Genomic DNA, 13,627 nt, shown 5'->3' with positions numbered 1-13,627 from the left:
ACTTCTACTCGGGCCGCCTGCCCCTTCGCCTGGATCACCGCACAGTGACTGAACAGGAGCCATCCATGGCCGACACTTCGCAGACCACCCCCGACGCTCGTGTCGAGGACCGGAGCGGGCAGGACCGTCCGGATCACCCCGTGGCCTTCGACGACGCGGCGATACGCCAGGCCCGCAACTCCGCCGCGTTCTGGGCCGCGACCGGAATCTCCCGCGGCCACGAGGTGATCCGCCGACGCAGCTTCCTCGCCGTGCTCGGCGGCGAACGCGCCGGGACACGCTTCTTGCTGCAGGAACCCGACCCCGACGCGCACGAGCTCGCCGAGTTGACCGAGCTGGCCGGCCGATCGACCGGACCGGTGGATGCCGAGGATCCGTTCAGTTCCACCGACTTGAGTCACCTGGGCATGCGCAACTGGCAGATGCCGATCATGGTGCGCCCGCCTGGCCCGGTCCCCGCCCCGGCGATGGAGGTCGCCCGAGTCCAGCGGACGCACGAGTTGCAGGCTGCCGAGCAGATCGTGATCGAGGGCTTCGAGCTGACCAGATTCGCCCCCTACCGACCCGGCGAGATGTTCCCCACGACGCTGACCGAGCAGCCAGGCGTGGACGTGTTCATCGCCGTCCTCGACGGCGAGGCGATCGGAGCCGGTGTCACCGTCGTCCACGACGGATTCGGCAGCCACTACTGGGTCGGCACGCCGTCGGCACGCCGCTCCCGCGGCGCCGGGCGGGCCGTCATGCTCGGCTCGCTCGCGCCCATGGCGAACCTGCCGGTGACACTCACCTCCTCACGGCTCGGACGGCCGCTGTACGAGTCACTGGGCTTCACCGCCGTCACCTCGTCGACCTGGTGGTCCTCCCAATGACCGCAGCCAAGGCGTGACTTGGCGCCCCGGCAGCCCGAAACGCCCCGCCCGCCATCACGCACCAACTCGCTGTTCGCGGTCCCGGGGATCCGCACCCCGGGCCGCGCCGCTCCCGTGGAGGCGGGCGAGCCGGGTATGCCGGAGGGACCGTGAGCGGCAGGCTCAGGCCCCCGCTCGGCCGCGGCCCCGCCCCCGTCAGTCGGTGGGCGGGTCGTCGTGCAGCAGCCGCTGGAAGAGGCGGTGGTCGCGCCAAGCGCCGTTGATGTGCAGGTACTTGGGCGCGGTGCCGTACTGCTCGAACCCCGCCTTGGCGAGCACGCGCTGCGAGGCGGTGTTGTCGACCAGGGTGCCGGCCTCCACACGGTGCAGACCGAGCTCTTCGCGGGCGATGCGGCAGACCTCCTTCACCGCGGCCGTGGCCAGTCCCCTGCCCGCCCACTCCTGGTCCACCCAGTAGCCGAGCCCGCCGCTGCGGAACGGCCCGAGGGCGATACTGCCGAGGTTGATGGCCCCGACAGGCGTGCCGGTAGCCGTCTCGATCAGGACGTACGGTCGTAGTCGCCCGGCCTCACGCTCCGCGATGAGTCCGCTGATCCTCTCGCGCTGGCCGTGCTCGGTGTAGAACTCCTCGGACCGGTACGGCTCGAAGGGCCGCATCGACACCCGGTTGCGGCGCAACGTCTCCGCCAGGCCCGCCGCGTCCCCAAGTGAGACCTCACGCATCTCCACCCCGTTGATCATCACGCGCGCAGCATACCGACCGGGGGCGGGCGTGCGGGCCCCTTCCGGGGCACACGGGATCGACAGATCCCACACGCGAGACCGACGCCCCACCCGTTTCGTACGCTGGTTGCATGCGCATGCGACCCACGCTGAGCTGGACACCCGATGCGAGCCTGCCGCCCGGCACCACGGACCTGGGGCCGGTCGCCGATGCGCTGAGCACCGGCGATGTGCTGGTGCTCAGCGGAGCCGGCCTCTCCACGGAGTCGGGCATCCCCGACTACCGGGGCGAAGGCGGCAGCCTCAGCCGGCACACGCCGATCACCTACCAGGACTTCACCGCCGGCGCGCAGGCCCGGCGCCGGTACTGGGCGCGCAGCCACCTCGGCTGGCGGACCTTCGGCCGCGCCCGCCCGAACGCCGGGCACCGGGCCGTGGCCGCGTTCGGGCGGCATGGTCTGCTCAGCGGCGTGATCACCCAGAACGTCGACAGACTGCACCAGGCGGCGGGCAGCGACGGCGTGGTGGAACTCCACGGGAGCCTGGACCGGGTCGTCTGTCTCTCCTGCGGCGACGTCAGCGCGCGCCGCGAACTCGCCCGGCGGCTGGAGGAGGCCAACGCGGGCTTCGCGCCGGTGGCCGCCGCGATCAACCCCGACGGCGACGCCGACCTCACCGACGCGCAGGTCGGGGACTTCCACGTCGTCCCCTGCACCGTCTGCGGCGGCATCCTCAAACCGGATGTGGTGTTCTTCGGTGAAACCGTTCCGCCCCAGCGGGTCGCGCGCTGCCGCGCACTGGTAGACGGGGCGACATCGCTGCTGGTCCTGGGCTCTTCACTGACCGTGATGTCCGGACTGCGTTTCGTACGCCAGGCCGCACGCGCCGGGACCCCGGTGGTGATCGTCAACCGGGACCCCACCCGGGGCGACCAGCACGCCGTCACGCGGGTCGCACTCCCCCTGGGAACGGCCCTCACCGCCGTCGCCGAGCGCCTGGGCATCCCCGTGCACGACCCAGCGCCGGTCTGACCGGGGCCGTCCCGCTGGACCCCGTTTGGATCCGCGGCCCGGCCGAGCCGCCCCCACGCCCGCCCGCCCGCGCAGGCGGACGGGCGAGCAGGGGTCAGCGGGCCGGGCCGCGTCGAGACGGGGTCAGTAGGCCGTGGTGACCGTGACGCCGCTGAACGCCGTCTTCGCGTACAGACTGACGAACCGGTATCCGGCCGTGGTGTTGGTGACGGTGATGCTCTCGGCGTTCGAGGCGTTCGTCGAGCGCGCGGTGTACGCCGACGGGCCCGCCCAGGTGGTGGGGCTGTAGTAGAGGTCCGCGTTGCCCGTGCCTCCGGCGGTGGTGATCCGCAGGGTGACGGTACCGGCCGGCATGTACAGATACAGGTAGTCCAGGTCCCCCGCCTTGGCCGAGCGGCCGGAGCGGGAGCAGTTGCGGTCCAGGAGGCGGCTGTCGGCGTTGGTGCAGGTCGGCAGGGCGCCGTTGAGGGTCACGGACTTGGTGCTGGTGGAGGTCAGGCCCTTGGCGTCGGTCACGGTCAGGGAGATCGCGTACGTGCCGGGGGCGGTGTAGGTCTTGGACGGGTTGGCCGCCGTGGAGGTGGTGCCGTCGCCGAACTTCCACGAGCGCGCGGTGATGGTGCTGCCGGTGTCGGTGGACCTGTCCGTGAGGTTCACGGTCAGGCCGGAGACGGTCGCGTCGAAGGCGGCGGTGGGCCCGTTGCCCGTGCTGCCGCAGGCTCCGGCGGCACAGGCGTCGAGCCAGGTGGTGAAGTCGGCGTCGTAGCGGGTGCCGATGCCGGTGTGGTAGACCGCGTATCCCCCGGCGTAGTCACCGGCACGGAACTTGGCCAGCATGTTCTGCACGTCGGCGGGGTGCTTCTCGATCATGTAGCGGGTGGCCAGGTAGCCCCACGGGTAGGTGCGGGTCAGGTCCGAGTTGGTGTAGGTGCTCTCCCACAGGGTGCTCAGTGCGTAGGTGTGCTGCGCCGCGTCGGCGATGGCCTCGGTGTCGGGCAGCCCGCGGTAGCTGTACGAGACGTACTCGGCGAAGCCCTCGATCCACCAGATGTCCGGTACGGCCTCTCCGGCGCCGAAGTCGCCGGCCATGTCGTAGCGTCCGTCGAGGTAGTGGGTGTACTCGTGGTTGAGGTTCCAGATGTCGCCGGGGAAGCCGTCGCCCACGCTCTTGACGTACGAGAGGAAGCGGGCCTGGTTGGCCGGGTCGGCGGGGTTGCCCTCCAGGTACTCCCCTCCGTTGTTGGTGCTGTTGCCGAAGATCCAGCCGGAGTAGGTGCGGTAGTCCTTGGGGCTGGCGAACGTCACGATCTCGATGTTCGTGTTGTGGTCGTTGGCGACGGGCCCGCTGTCCTGGACGATGCTGTGGAAGTACGCGTCCTGGCCCTGGAGGCTGGTACAGGCGGCGGTGAGGGCCGCACTGGTCAGCGACTGGGCGCGGAAGGTGTGGGCGGCGTCGCAGCGGTAGGTGATCGGCAGCGCGGCGGCCGTGAGCCGGCCGACGAAGTCGCAGGTCCCGTAGTACGAGCACTGGGCCTTGTCGTAGGTGTCGGTCATGGCGGCGACGCCGACCCACAGGGGTGCTGTCGCGCCGGTGATGGCCGAGTCGCCGAGCAGCCCCTTGGCCAGTGGCCTGGCCTTGGCCTGCAGGGCGGGGGTGTCGAGGAAGCGCGCGGTCTCGGTACCGGCGTTGGAGGCGAGGTAGAACCAGGTGTCGTTCAGCTTGTCGCGGTGGTTGTGCGCGAAGGCGCCGAGCGTGTCGATGAGGCTCGGGTCGGCGGTCACGGCCTTGAGGAAGGCGGGGTTCCAGTGGCCCCGGAAGATCGGGGTGAACACGTTGTTGACGGCGTTGTCCATGCTCCAGTACGCGTCGTAGGTGCTGTTGTAGCCGTTGAGCACCTTCTGATACGTCTTCAGATAGCGGGCCTGCGCGTCGGCGCTGTCCGTCAGGATCATGACCTCACCCATGACGTCGCCGTTGGCCGAGCTGACGTCCATGAAGTGCGAGGACGCGAAGAAGGTGTCGAGCGCGGCCTCGGTCGCCGAGGAGAGGGTCGCCCCGTACGGTCCGACGTCGGAGGCGTGGTTGAACTGCACGTAGTACCCGGCGCGCAGGAACAGCACGAGCTGCAACACATGGGTGGAGTTGTCACCGGGGTAGGTCCGTGCCGTGTTCTGGAACGCGTTGGCGATGGTGACCATCTGCGCTTCGCGGAACGCGTTGCGGGCGTTGGTGCCGGTGACGGCGAAGAGCGTGTTGACGCAGTCCGTGGTCGATGCCTGGACGAAGGTCACGAGGGCAGATCCGCTGCGGCTGCCGAAGTCGGCCGGGGTGCAGGAGGCCGCGGTCAGGCCGTCCGTACGGCTCGGCTTCGTCGGGGCGGTGCGGGACGGGACCGGGTTCTGCGGAGGCTGGTGGGTGGCGTCGAGCGGGGTGCGGCGTTCGTCCGCGCGGTCGGAGACCGTCGCCGCCGATCCGGTCGGCGGCGGGGCGGTGTGGGCTGTTGTCGAGGGCCGCGGGGCCGACCCATGGCGCTCGACCGCGGCGGCGTGGCCGGCCGGGGTGAGCACGGCTATCGACAGACACAGGGCGAGCGCGAGTATGAGCAGGCCGCCGAGACGTCGTCTTGGTCGTACTGAGGGAGTCTTCACGTGCCGCCTCCCAGCGGAGTGAAAGCCGCGCTGCGGCGCGCGGCGGTGGGGGGGTACCGCGGGCCGCCGGGGCCTCCGGGCCGCCCGGGTGCGTACGGGCGTGTCCGTGCAGGCTTCGATGACCCACGGGCCGTGCTGATCCGTTGGCTTGAACGCGACTTGCGGTGGTCGCAGCCAGAAAAATTGCACATGTCACATGGCTTGGGAAGAGAGCGCGGGTAAACCGGCAGCAATTCCCGGCAGTTGGGAATCCTCAGGGCACCCTTGGGGCCGACGTGACGACCTGGGCCGAAGGGGGCACGACAACGGGCCCCAGCTGGGCGTTCGTCGCCAGGGGGCATGGCGGCTGCGGGGCAGGGCGGCCTGCCCTCACGCTCGCCGGGGTGCGCCCCTTCGGAGTTGACCTCAGGGGCTCCCTCAGAGAGCACGAAGGCGGCTTTCAGTCAGATGGCTTATTTACGGCGGCCCCGCAGGACCGGGTCAGAGAGCCGGTGCAGGCGCGCGGCAACCTTCTCGTCACCTGTGGCCACTGAGGAGTGAACACCGACACGCTCTTCCGAAACGGATGAACATGCAAGAGACACGCCAGGCCGCGCGGCAGCGCAGGCGCAGACGCGGGCTGATAGTGGGCACCACCACGGGGCTGGTCGTCACAGGTCTTCTCGCCTGCCTGGTCATGACGATGCAACCGGACCACAAGGAGGCTGCCGGGCGGGCCTCGGCCACGGCCGTCGCCGACTCCCAGGGGAGTCTCCCGCCTACTTCGCCTGCCATGAAGCCCTCCGCTGCTTCCCCGTCGGCCCCCTCCGCGACCCCCTCGGCCGGCGCGAAATCCCCGACGCCGGCCGGCGGCGCCACCTCTCCGAGGGCGACCACGCCGGCGACGCCGTCATCGGCCTCCAAGCAAAAGGCCCCTGCCACGTCATCCCTGGCCGGGCGGATTCGCCCCAAGAGCACCCGCCAGGGAGTCGCCACCGTCTACAAGGCCGGAGTCGGGGACGGCGCCTGCTCCTACGGCCCGAGCGACAACATGATGATCGCGGCGATGAACACCACCGACTACGAGACGTCCAAGGCCTGCGGAGCGTACGTCCTGGTCCGCGCGGCGAACGGCGCCTCTGTCACGGTCCGGATCACCAACGAATGCCCGCTGCCCTGCGCACCCGGCCAACTCGACCTCAGCGAGCAGGCCTTCGCCAAACTGGTCCCCGTCTCGACCGGCCGGATCGCGATCACCTGGAGCCTGTTGAGCCCCGACACAGCGGGCCCGATATCGATTCGCTACAAAAACGGGTCCAGCCCCTACTGGTGCGGCATCCAGGCGATCGGCCACCGCAACCCGCTCGCGCGGCTGGAAGTGCGCAGTGGCAGCGGCTGGCGCCAACTGACCCGCACCGGCTACAACTACTTCCTCTCCCCCAACGGCAGCGGGTGCGGCGGCGCCATCAGGATCACCGACATCTACGGAGAACGACTGACCGTCAACGGAATCGCGCTGCGGCCGGACGCCGTGCAGCCGACGCAGGTCCAGTTCGCGCAGCACTGATCTGTCCGCCCACCATGCCGCCCCTCCACAGAAAGCACTCGAAGGGGCGGCAGCGGCCGGCCTCACGCCCGTCCGCACGAGCCGACGGCAAGAAGCCGGTGACGCTGGGAAAAAGATTCCGGCTCGCGGCAACCTTTGCGGAGCCTGTGACCACAAGGAGTTGGACCCAGCCATTCCGGAGCTTGGATCCGCCTTTTGTCCGGTGCACGGCACACAAGGAGACACCTCCCCCATGAACAACCCCACGAACGCCGGGCGCCGCGGGCGTCACCGCCGCCGCTGGACCGCGACCGGTCTGCTGCTCGGCGCACCTGCCCTCGTCGTGCCGTATCTCCTGTTCGTACAAGAGGACTCGCAGGCCGCGACCGTCGACAGTGATGCCTACTACCGGCTGGTTTCTCTGCGCAGCGGCAAGGTGCTGGACGTCAACGGCTTCTCCACCGCCGACGGCACCCGTATCCAGCAGTGGACCGACCAGAACACCGCCAATCAGCAGTGGAGACTGAGGCCCACCAAGGACGGTTACTACGAGTTGGTGAACCGCAACAGCGGCAAAGTACTGGGCATCGCGGGCGATTCGACCGCCGAGAAGGCCGCCGCTGAGCAGCAGACCGACAGCTCCTCCACCTCCCAGGAGTGGCGTATCGACGAGGTGAGTGGTTCCGACGCCGTCACCTTCACCTCCCGCAGGAGCGGCCAGGTCCTGGACGTCTCCGACAACTCCACGGGCAACGGCGCGGCAGTCGTCCAGTACCCCGGCAAGGGCAGCGCCAACCAGCAGTGGAAGCTGGTGAAGGCAGTCAAGGCCGAGGCGGCCGCGGCCGGATCGTATGTGTGGAACAACGCCCGGGTAGTGGGCGGCGGTTACGTCTCCGGGCTGGTGTTCAACCCCCGCGAGAAGGGTCTGCTGTACGCGCGCACCGACATGGGCGGCGCCTACCGCTGGGACACCGCGGCCGAGCAGTGGATCCCGCTGACCGACTGGATCGGCGAGAAGGACTGGAACCTGCTGGGCATCGATTCGCTGGCCACCGACCCCGTAGACCCCGCCCGTCTCTACCTCGCGGCGGGCACCTACACCAACAACTGGGCGGGCAACGGCGCGATCCTGCGCTCCACGGACCGGGGCCGCACGTTCCAGCGCACCGATCTGCCCTTCAAGATGGGCGGCAACGAGGACGGCCGCGGGGCGGGCGAACGGCTGGCGATCAACCCCGCGGACAACGGCACCCTGCTGCTGGGCACCCGCAAGAACGGCCTGTGGCGCAGCAGCGACCACGGTGTGACATGGCGTCAGGTCTCCTCGTTCCCCGTCAAGGACGGGGCGAGCAGCGGCGCGGGCATCTCCTTCGTGACGTACGGCCCGGCCGGCAGCAAGACGGTCTACGTCGGCGTCGCCGACAAGTCCACCTCCCTGTACCGCTCCACCGACGGCGGCAACACGTGGCATGCCGTCTCCGGGCAGCCCACCGGCCAGCTGCCACAGCACGGTGTGGTCTCCGGCGACGGCTCGCTGTACCTGACGTACACCGACAACCTCGGGCCCAACGGCGTGACGGGGGGCTCGGTGTGGAAGTACACGCCCGCCCGTGGGACGTGGAAGAACGTCTCCCCATCCAGCGGCAGCTACGGGTTCTCCGGTCTGGCCGTCGACCCGCAGAAGCCGTCCACGGTGATGGTCACCACCCTCGACCGGTGGTGGCCCGAGGACGAGCTCTACCGGAGCACCGACGGCGGCACGACCTGGAAGACACAGGCCGCGAAATCGGTGCGGAGCACCTCCGCCGCGCCTTACGTGGGTTCCGGCATCGGGCACTGGATGACCGCCCTGGCCATCGATCCCTTCAACTCCGGGCATGTGCTGTACGGCACGGGCAACGGCATCTGGCGCAGCAAGGACGCCACCGCCCCCGACAGCGGCGGTACCAGCCACTGGGCCGCAGGGGCCCAAGGGCTGGAGGAGACCGCGCTGATGGACGCGATCGCCCCGCCCGGCGGCGCCACCGTCATCACCGCCATGGGCGACCAGGGCGGTTTCCGCCACGACTCCCTGACCAAGGTGCCCGCCGAGCGGCTGAAGAACCCGATGATGGCCAACAGCACCGACATCGACTTCGCCCAGTCCAACCCCTCGGTGATGGTCCGCGTCGGTCGCGGCGGCGCACAGGACGGCGCCTACTCCACCGACGGCGGCAGCAACTGGAACGGCTTCAAGGCAGAGCCGGTGGCCGGCGCCGACAGCGGCCATGTCGCGCTCGCGGCGGACGGCTCCACCATCGTCTGGACCGAAGCCGGTCAGGTACCGTACCGCTCCACCGACAAGGGAGCGAGCTGGTCGAAGGTCAGCGGCCTGGGCACCGGCGCCGTGGTCGTCGCCGACCGTTCCTCGGCCAAGACCTTCTACTCCCTGGCCGGCGGAACGCTCTACGCCAGCACCGACGGCGGCGCGACCTTCACCGCCCGCGCCACCAACCTGCCCACCGGCCGTCTCACGGCCGCCCCCGGCATCACCGGGGACCTGTGGATCGCCGACGGTACCAAGGGCCTGCTGCACTCCACCGACGGCGGCCGCACCTTCACCCCGCTCACCACGGTGCAGTCGGCCTCCGCCCTCGGCTTCGGCAAGGCCGCGCCGGGCGCCGACTATCAGGCCCTGTACCTGATCGGCACCGTCAAAAACGTCAGCGGAGTCTTCCGCTCCACCGACAAGGGCGCCACCTGGCTCCGCGTCAACGACGACGCCCACCAGTGGGGCAGCATCGGCGCTGTCGGCGTCATCACCGGCGACCCCGACACCTTCGGGCGCGTCTACGTCGGCACCAACGGACGCGGCCTCCAGTACGGCGACCCGTCCTGACCCCAGCTCCGCCGGCGGGGCCGCAGGCACCACAGCCTGCGGCCCCGCCAGGGCGGAGCGACCCCGCTCCGCCCGGCACCGCTCCTGACGCCGGGCCGCCCGGAAACGGACGCCCTACGAGATTCCCTCATTTCTCTATGGGGCGATTGAGGAATTCCGTCCTCATACTGACGCGCGGCAAAGGAACCCGGCGTCACTCGGCCGGATACGGCAGCAGCTCCTTGTCCGTCTTCTCCCATGCCGCCTTCAACTCGCCAAGAAGCCTCGGCTCCTCCGCGGCCCGGTCGGCCTGTTCGCGCCGGTCCTCGGCCAGGTTGAACAGCTGGTCCTGACCACCCTTGCCCCGGTAGTACTTCCACTCGCCGCGCCGCAGCGCCCGCTCCCCGCGCACGCGCCAGAACAGCTCACGCTCGGCAAGCCGCTCGCCCTTCAGCAGGTAGGGGGCAAGGCTCGTCCCGTCCAGCTTGTACGCCGGATGCGGCCGCGCGCCGCCGATCTCCAGGAGCGTGGCAGTCCAGTCCGGGGTGAAGACCGGCTCATGGCTGACCTGCCCGCCGTCGAGACGCGCGGGCCACCGCACGATGGTCGGCACGCGGATCCCGCCCTCCTTGAGCGAGGCCTTGTTGCCCGACAAGGGCCAGTTGTACGAGAAGCGCTCGCCGCCGTTGTCCGAGGCGAAGAACACCAGGGTGTCCCGCCCCTGCCCGGACTCCTTCAACGCGCGCAGCACCACACCGACCGAGTGGTCCAGGTCCTGCACCATCTGCGTGTACTTCTCGACGGAACCGCCGTCCTGATGCCAGAGCGCACCCTTCTCGCCCGCCTTGATCCTGCGGACGATCTCGGCGCTCTCCTCCTCGTCCCCCTCCGCGATCCACGGCCAGTGCGGGGTGGTGAAGTTGAGGTTGAGCAGCCACGGTCGAGCACCATGGTCGCGCCGGACGTACTCACTGGCGCGCTCGGTCAGGATGCGCGTGTAGTACCGCAGATCCTTGTACTCGGCATCCCCCTCTCGTACGTCACCTTCATACAGGTCGTACTCCCCGCCGAGCCCCAGCTTCGAGTAGTACTCAAGAGCCCCGCCGAAGTTCCCGAAGAACTCGTCCCAGCCCGACTTCGTGGGCGAGTAGTCCGGCAGATACCCGCAGTGCCACTTGCCGATGAGCGCGGTCGCGTACCCCGCGTCGCGCAGCAGCGAGGCCAGTGTCGGATGCGTCGGTTCGAGCCCGACGGACCTGTCCGCGATCGGCTCCGCCAGACCGCCCTTCGTACGCCCCGGCAAGCGCCCCGTGTACAGGCTGAACCGCGTCGGCGAGCAGGTCGCGGACCCGGCGTAGGCATCCGTGAACCGCACCCCCTGCCGCGCGAGCCGGTCCAGGTTCGGGGTCTTGATGTGCGGGGCGCCGTAGGAGGAGAGATCAGCCCAGCCGAGATCGTCGCCGAGGATGAAGAGGATGTTGGGCCGCTTGGCCCGCCGGTGTGGTGCGGCCTTGAACGGCCTCTCCTCCAGCGGTGCTTGGGCCTGGACGTCGGCGGCAGACAGACCGATGGCGGCGGCGGTGGCGCCTCCCGCGACGGCACCGCCGAAGGCACGGCGGGACAGCTTGGATTCGTACGAGGACACAGTGCGCTCCTGAACAGGGCACGGCACACCACGGCGTCACGTACCCGAAGAGAGTCGAGAGGGAATCGGTTCAGGCAGCGCGAAGACAGATGGCGCTCGCGACACGGACCAAGTCGACGTGGCGGCGCTCCACAAGGGTGACCGTCGAGTCACCGGGCAGCTGCATGGGCCAGGAGCCTCGCCGAGCATCTGTGTACCTGTCAACGAAAAGGCCCGCCTGTTCACACGGGCTTCGCACTCCGGATCCGCGCTCCCGCATCAGACCGCCCGACCGACTGAAGACGCCCGGTGAGCTTCCCCTCGGGGGTGAGGGTGAAGGCGGTGGGGTCCGTGCTCGTGGTGCCGTGGGCGTCCTCGCCGTACGCCTTCAGCGTGATCGACTCGGCTTTGCCCATATGGATCTCCGCCTCGGCGGCATGCGCCCAAGCGCTGACGCGGATGTGCGCCGACCAGTGCAGCACCTCTTCGGACCGCCAGCCGCTCCACGTCGCTTCGGGAAGGAGGCCCGCCCCCGGGGCTTCGCGTACGGGAAAGGCGCCGGTGGCCAGCAACACGGCGGCCAGGACGAGGTAGATCGCCGTCGCGCGGGACGGGCGGCGTAGGACGGGCACGGAGGGCTCCTGTCGGTGGGTCCGGGGTGGCCGGCTCTCGTCCCACCATCCGGGGGGAGAGACGGCAGTGGGAGGGCGCGCGTTCCCGACCCCGACCCCGACAGCCTCGGATGCACCGGTCTCCCGGATCCGGCTTCCTCATGGCAAGGGAGACTGCTGGCTCGTCACCCGGCACAAGGACGTCAAGTTCGTCACCTCGGACCCGCGATTCAGCAGGAACGTCCTGGGGCGGTCGGTGCCCAAGATGACCAAGCACTTCATTCCCCTGGATCGCGCGGTCAGCTTCGTGGACCCGCCCGATCACGCCCGGGTACGGTCCGCGGTCTCCTCGTCCTTCACCCAGCGCAGCGTCGACCGACTGCGGCTACGCGCCCGCCTCCTCATGGACGAGCTGTGCATCGAACTCGAGGCCGCAGGCCCGTCCGCCGACCTCGTGCACCATGTCATCTCGCCCTTCGCCCTGGCGATGATCAGCGAGGTGATCGGCATCCCCTCCGCGGACCGGCCTCGTGTCCGGGACTGGGCACAGACAGTCCTGACACGAGCCTCGGACGACGCTCAGGCGCTGCGGGCCGAGGAAGCCAAGCAGGCCTCCCGTGACTACTTCCGTCAGCTGGCCTCACAGCGTCGTGCCGAGCCGCGGCAGGACGTGATGAGCACGATGGTGGCCGCCGTCGGCGCCGGACGCATCGATGAGGAAGAGCTCCTGGCCCTGGCCACCCTCATCGGCCTCAACGGCTGGCACGCCGTGTGCAACAACACCACCAACATGATGTACGTCCTGCTCACCCAACGGCACCTGATGGAACGGCTGCAACGCGAGCCCCGCCTGATCCTGTCGGCGGTGGACGAACTCCTGCGCTGGGTTCCCCACAAGCACGGCGTCGGGCAACCCCGGATCGCCACCGAGGACGTGGCCGTGGGCGGCGTCCTCATCCGCGAAGGAGAACTTGTCTACGTCTCCTACGTGGCGGCCAACTGGGACGAGCGGGTCTACTCCGATCCCAGCACAATCGACTTCGAGCGCAACGACCCGCCGCACATGGCGTTCGGCCACGGACCGCACGCCTGCGTCGGCCCCCTGCTGGCCCGGATGGAAGCCGAAGTGGTGCTGTCCACCTTGATCAGCAGATTCCCCACGATGCGTCTCGCGATCCCGCCTCACGAGATGAACTGGCAGACCGACGTCCTCATCCGGGGCCCCGTCGACCTGCCAGTCACCTGGTAGCCGGGCTGGCAGAGGCCATGTCCCTTCTACCTGAAGCCGCCCTTCGGCCTGTGCCGACCGGTCCCGGCAGGCAGCGGCAGCCCCTACAGACCGCTCGTCAGGGCCTGGCCGCCGGTGGTCCCTCCGGCGCGAGGGCGTAAGCGCTGATCAGGTTGGTGACCGCGAACACGCACTCCAGGCACGTCGCCGTGAACAGCGAGGTACCGCCGCACGCGATGATCAGGACGACACCCGTCACGAGTACGGCGAGAAACGTCGAGTAATGGCGGCGGAGTGACACCGCAACGTCGAGGGACATGTCTGTCTCACCTTCCTGGAGAACCGCAGGACCGAGTCGTCCTCCATTCGACCGGTCGCCGCGCCGGCCGTCCACGGAATCCGGCCGACTTCGACGTACCGGGAAAAGGACCAGAAGTTCGGCCTTCTTCAGTAAAATTCGGTGAAGTTCCGCGTCCGCGGCCTACGAAGTGCGAGTATCTCGGCCACCGG

General features: G+C 69.5%; 11 protein-coding genes. 5 read left to right on the top strand and 6 right to left on the bottom strand.

What is annotated here, in order from left to right:
* Nucleotides 1-65: 65 nt before the first annotated feature.
* On the top strand, nt 66-869 hold the full coding sequence (locus AB0G17_RS01620; RefSeq protein WP_361374346.1) for a GNAT family N-acetyltransferase: 804 nt from the start codon (nt 66-68) through the stop codon (nt 867-869).
* Nucleotides 870-1,064: 195 nt separating this feature from the next.
* On the opposite strand, the gene AB0G17_RS01615 is transcribed toward AB0G17_RS01620, so the two are convergent.
* Nucleotides 1,065-1,592 carry a GNAT family protein gene (locus AB0G17_RS01615; RefSeq protein WP_361374577.1) on the bottom strand — a complete coding sequence of 176 codons (528 nt, stop codon included), beginning with the start codon at nt 1,590-1,592 and terminating at the stop codon, nt 1,065-1,067.
* Nucleotides 1,593-1,723: 131 nt separating this feature from the next.
* Between AB0G17_RS01615 and AB0G17_RS01610 the strand changes: the two genes are divergently transcribed.
* A complete protein-coding gene (locus tag AB0G17_RS01610) occupies nt 1,724-2,623 on the top strand; it encodes an NAD-dependent protein deacetylase (RefSeq protein ID WP_361374344.1) in 900 nt (299 codons plus the stop codon).
* Between the two features lie 123 nt (nt 2,624-2,746).
* Here the strand turns inward: AB0G17_RS01610 and AB0G17_RS01605 are convergent, their stop codons facing one another.
* The gene (locus AB0G17_RS01605; protein ID WP_361374342.1) at nt 2,747-5,272 is read right to left on the bottom strand and encodes a collagenase; all 2,526 of its coding nucleotides are present in this window, start codon (nt 5,270-5,272) and stop codon (nt 2,747-2,749) included.
* 571 nt (nt 5,273-5,843) lie between these two features.
* On the opposite strand from AB0G17_RS01605, the gene AB0G17_RS01600 reads away from it, so the two are divergent.
* Nucleotides 5,844-6,818, top strand: a complete 975-nt coding sequence (locus AB0G17_RS01600) for an expansin EXLX1 family cellulose-binding protein (RefSeq protein WP_361374340.1) — start codon at nt 5,844-5,846, stop codon at nt 6,816-6,818.
* A gap of 232 nt (nt 6,819-7,050) precedes the next feature.
* On the top strand, nt 7,051-9,675 hold the full coding sequence (locus AB0G17_RS01595) for an RICIN domain-containing protein (RefSeq protein ID WP_361374338.1): 2,625 nt from the start codon (nt 7,051-7,053) through the stop codon (nt 9,673-9,675).
* Between the two features lie 193 nt (nt 9,676-9,868).
* Here the strand turns inward: AB0G17_RS01595 and AB0G17_RS01590 are convergent, their stop codons facing one another.
* The 3 genes from AB0G17_RS01590 to AB0G17_RS01580 form a co-directional block, all read right to left on the bottom strand.
* Nucleotides 9,869-11,299 carry a sulfatase-like hydrolase/transferase gene (locus tag AB0G17_RS01590; protein ID WP_361374336.1) on the bottom strand — a complete coding sequence of 477 codons (1,431 nt, stop codon included), beginning with the start codon at nt 11,297-11,299 and terminating at the stop codon, nt 9,869-9,871.
* A gap of 70 nt (nt 11,300-11,369) precedes the next feature.
* Entirely contained in the window at nt 11,370-11,465 is a 96-nt protein-coding gene (locus AB0G17_RS01585; protein ID WP_361374334.1) for a putative leader peptide, read from the bottom strand.
* Nucleotides 11,466-11,520: 55 nt separating this feature from the next.
* Nucleotides 11,521-11,910 (bottom strand): hypothetical protein, encoded by a 390-nt coding sequence (locus tag AB0G17_RS01580; protein ID WP_361374332.1) that lies wholly within the window; start codon nt 11,908-11,910, stop codon nt 11,521-11,523.
* A gap of 244 nt (nt 11,911-12,154) precedes the next feature.
* Between AB0G17_RS01580 and AB0G17_RS01575 the strand changes: the two genes are divergently transcribed.
* On the top strand, nt 12,155-13,138 hold the full coding sequence (locus AB0G17_RS01575) for a cytochrome P450 (RefSeq protein WP_361374330.1): 984 nt from the start codon (nt 12,155-12,157) through the stop codon (nt 13,136-13,138).
* A 97-nt stretch (nt 13,139-13,235) separates the two neighbouring features.
* Here AB0G17_RS01575 and AB0G17_RS01570 read toward each other — a convergent pair whose 3' ends face one another.
* Entirely contained in the window at nt 13,236-13,436 is a 201-nt protein-coding gene (locus AB0G17_RS01570; RefSeq protein WP_361374328.1) for a hypothetical protein, read from the bottom strand.
* Nucleotides 13,437-13,627: the final 191 nt, after the last annotated feature.

The sequence above is a fragment of the Streptomyces sp. NPDC023838 genome, from assembly GCF_040639555.1.
Classification (GTDB): Bacteria; Actinomycetota; Actinomycetes; order Streptomycetales; family Streptomycetaceae; genus Streptomyces.
This window is presented reverse-complemented; position numbering and strand designations above follow the sequence as displayed.

What these genes read in the sequence shown, in the direction of transcription:
- AB0G17_RS01615 (WP_361374577.1), bottom strand. Translation starts at nt 1,592, where the DNA reads ATGCGTGAGGTCTCACTTGGGGACGCGGCGGGCCTGGCGGAGACGTTG.
- AB0G17_RS01585 (WP_361374334.1), bottom strand. Translation starts at nt 11,465, where the DNA reads ATGCAGCTGCCCGGTGACTCGACGGTCACCCTTGTGGAGCGCCGCCAC.
- AB0G17_RS01595 (WP_361374338.1), top strand. Translation starts at nt 7,051, where the DNA reads ATGAACAACCCCACGAACGCCGGGCGCCGCGGGCGTCACCGCCGCCGC.
- AB0G17_RS01610 (WP_361374344.1), top strand. Translation starts at nt 1,724, where the DNA reads ATGCGCATGCGACCCACGCTGAGCTGGACACCCGATGCGAGCCTGCCG.
- AB0G17_RS01600 (WP_361374340.1), top strand. Translation starts at nt 5,844, where the DNA reads ATGCAAGAGACACGCCAGGCCGCGCGGCAGCGCAGGCGCAGACGCGGG.
- AB0G17_RS01620 (WP_361374346.1), top strand. Translation starts at nt 66, where the DNA reads ATGGCCGACACTTCGCAGACCACCCCCGACGCTCGTGTCGAGGACCGG.
- AB0G17_RS01570 (WP_361374328.1), bottom strand. Translation starts at nt 13,436, where the DNA reads ATGTCCCTCGACGTTGCGGTGTCACTCCGCCGCCATTACTCGACGTTT.
- AB0G17_RS01575 (WP_361374330.1), top strand. Translation starts at nt 12,155, where the DNA reads ATGACCAAGCACTTCATTCCCCTGGATCGCGCGGTCAGCTTCGTGGAC.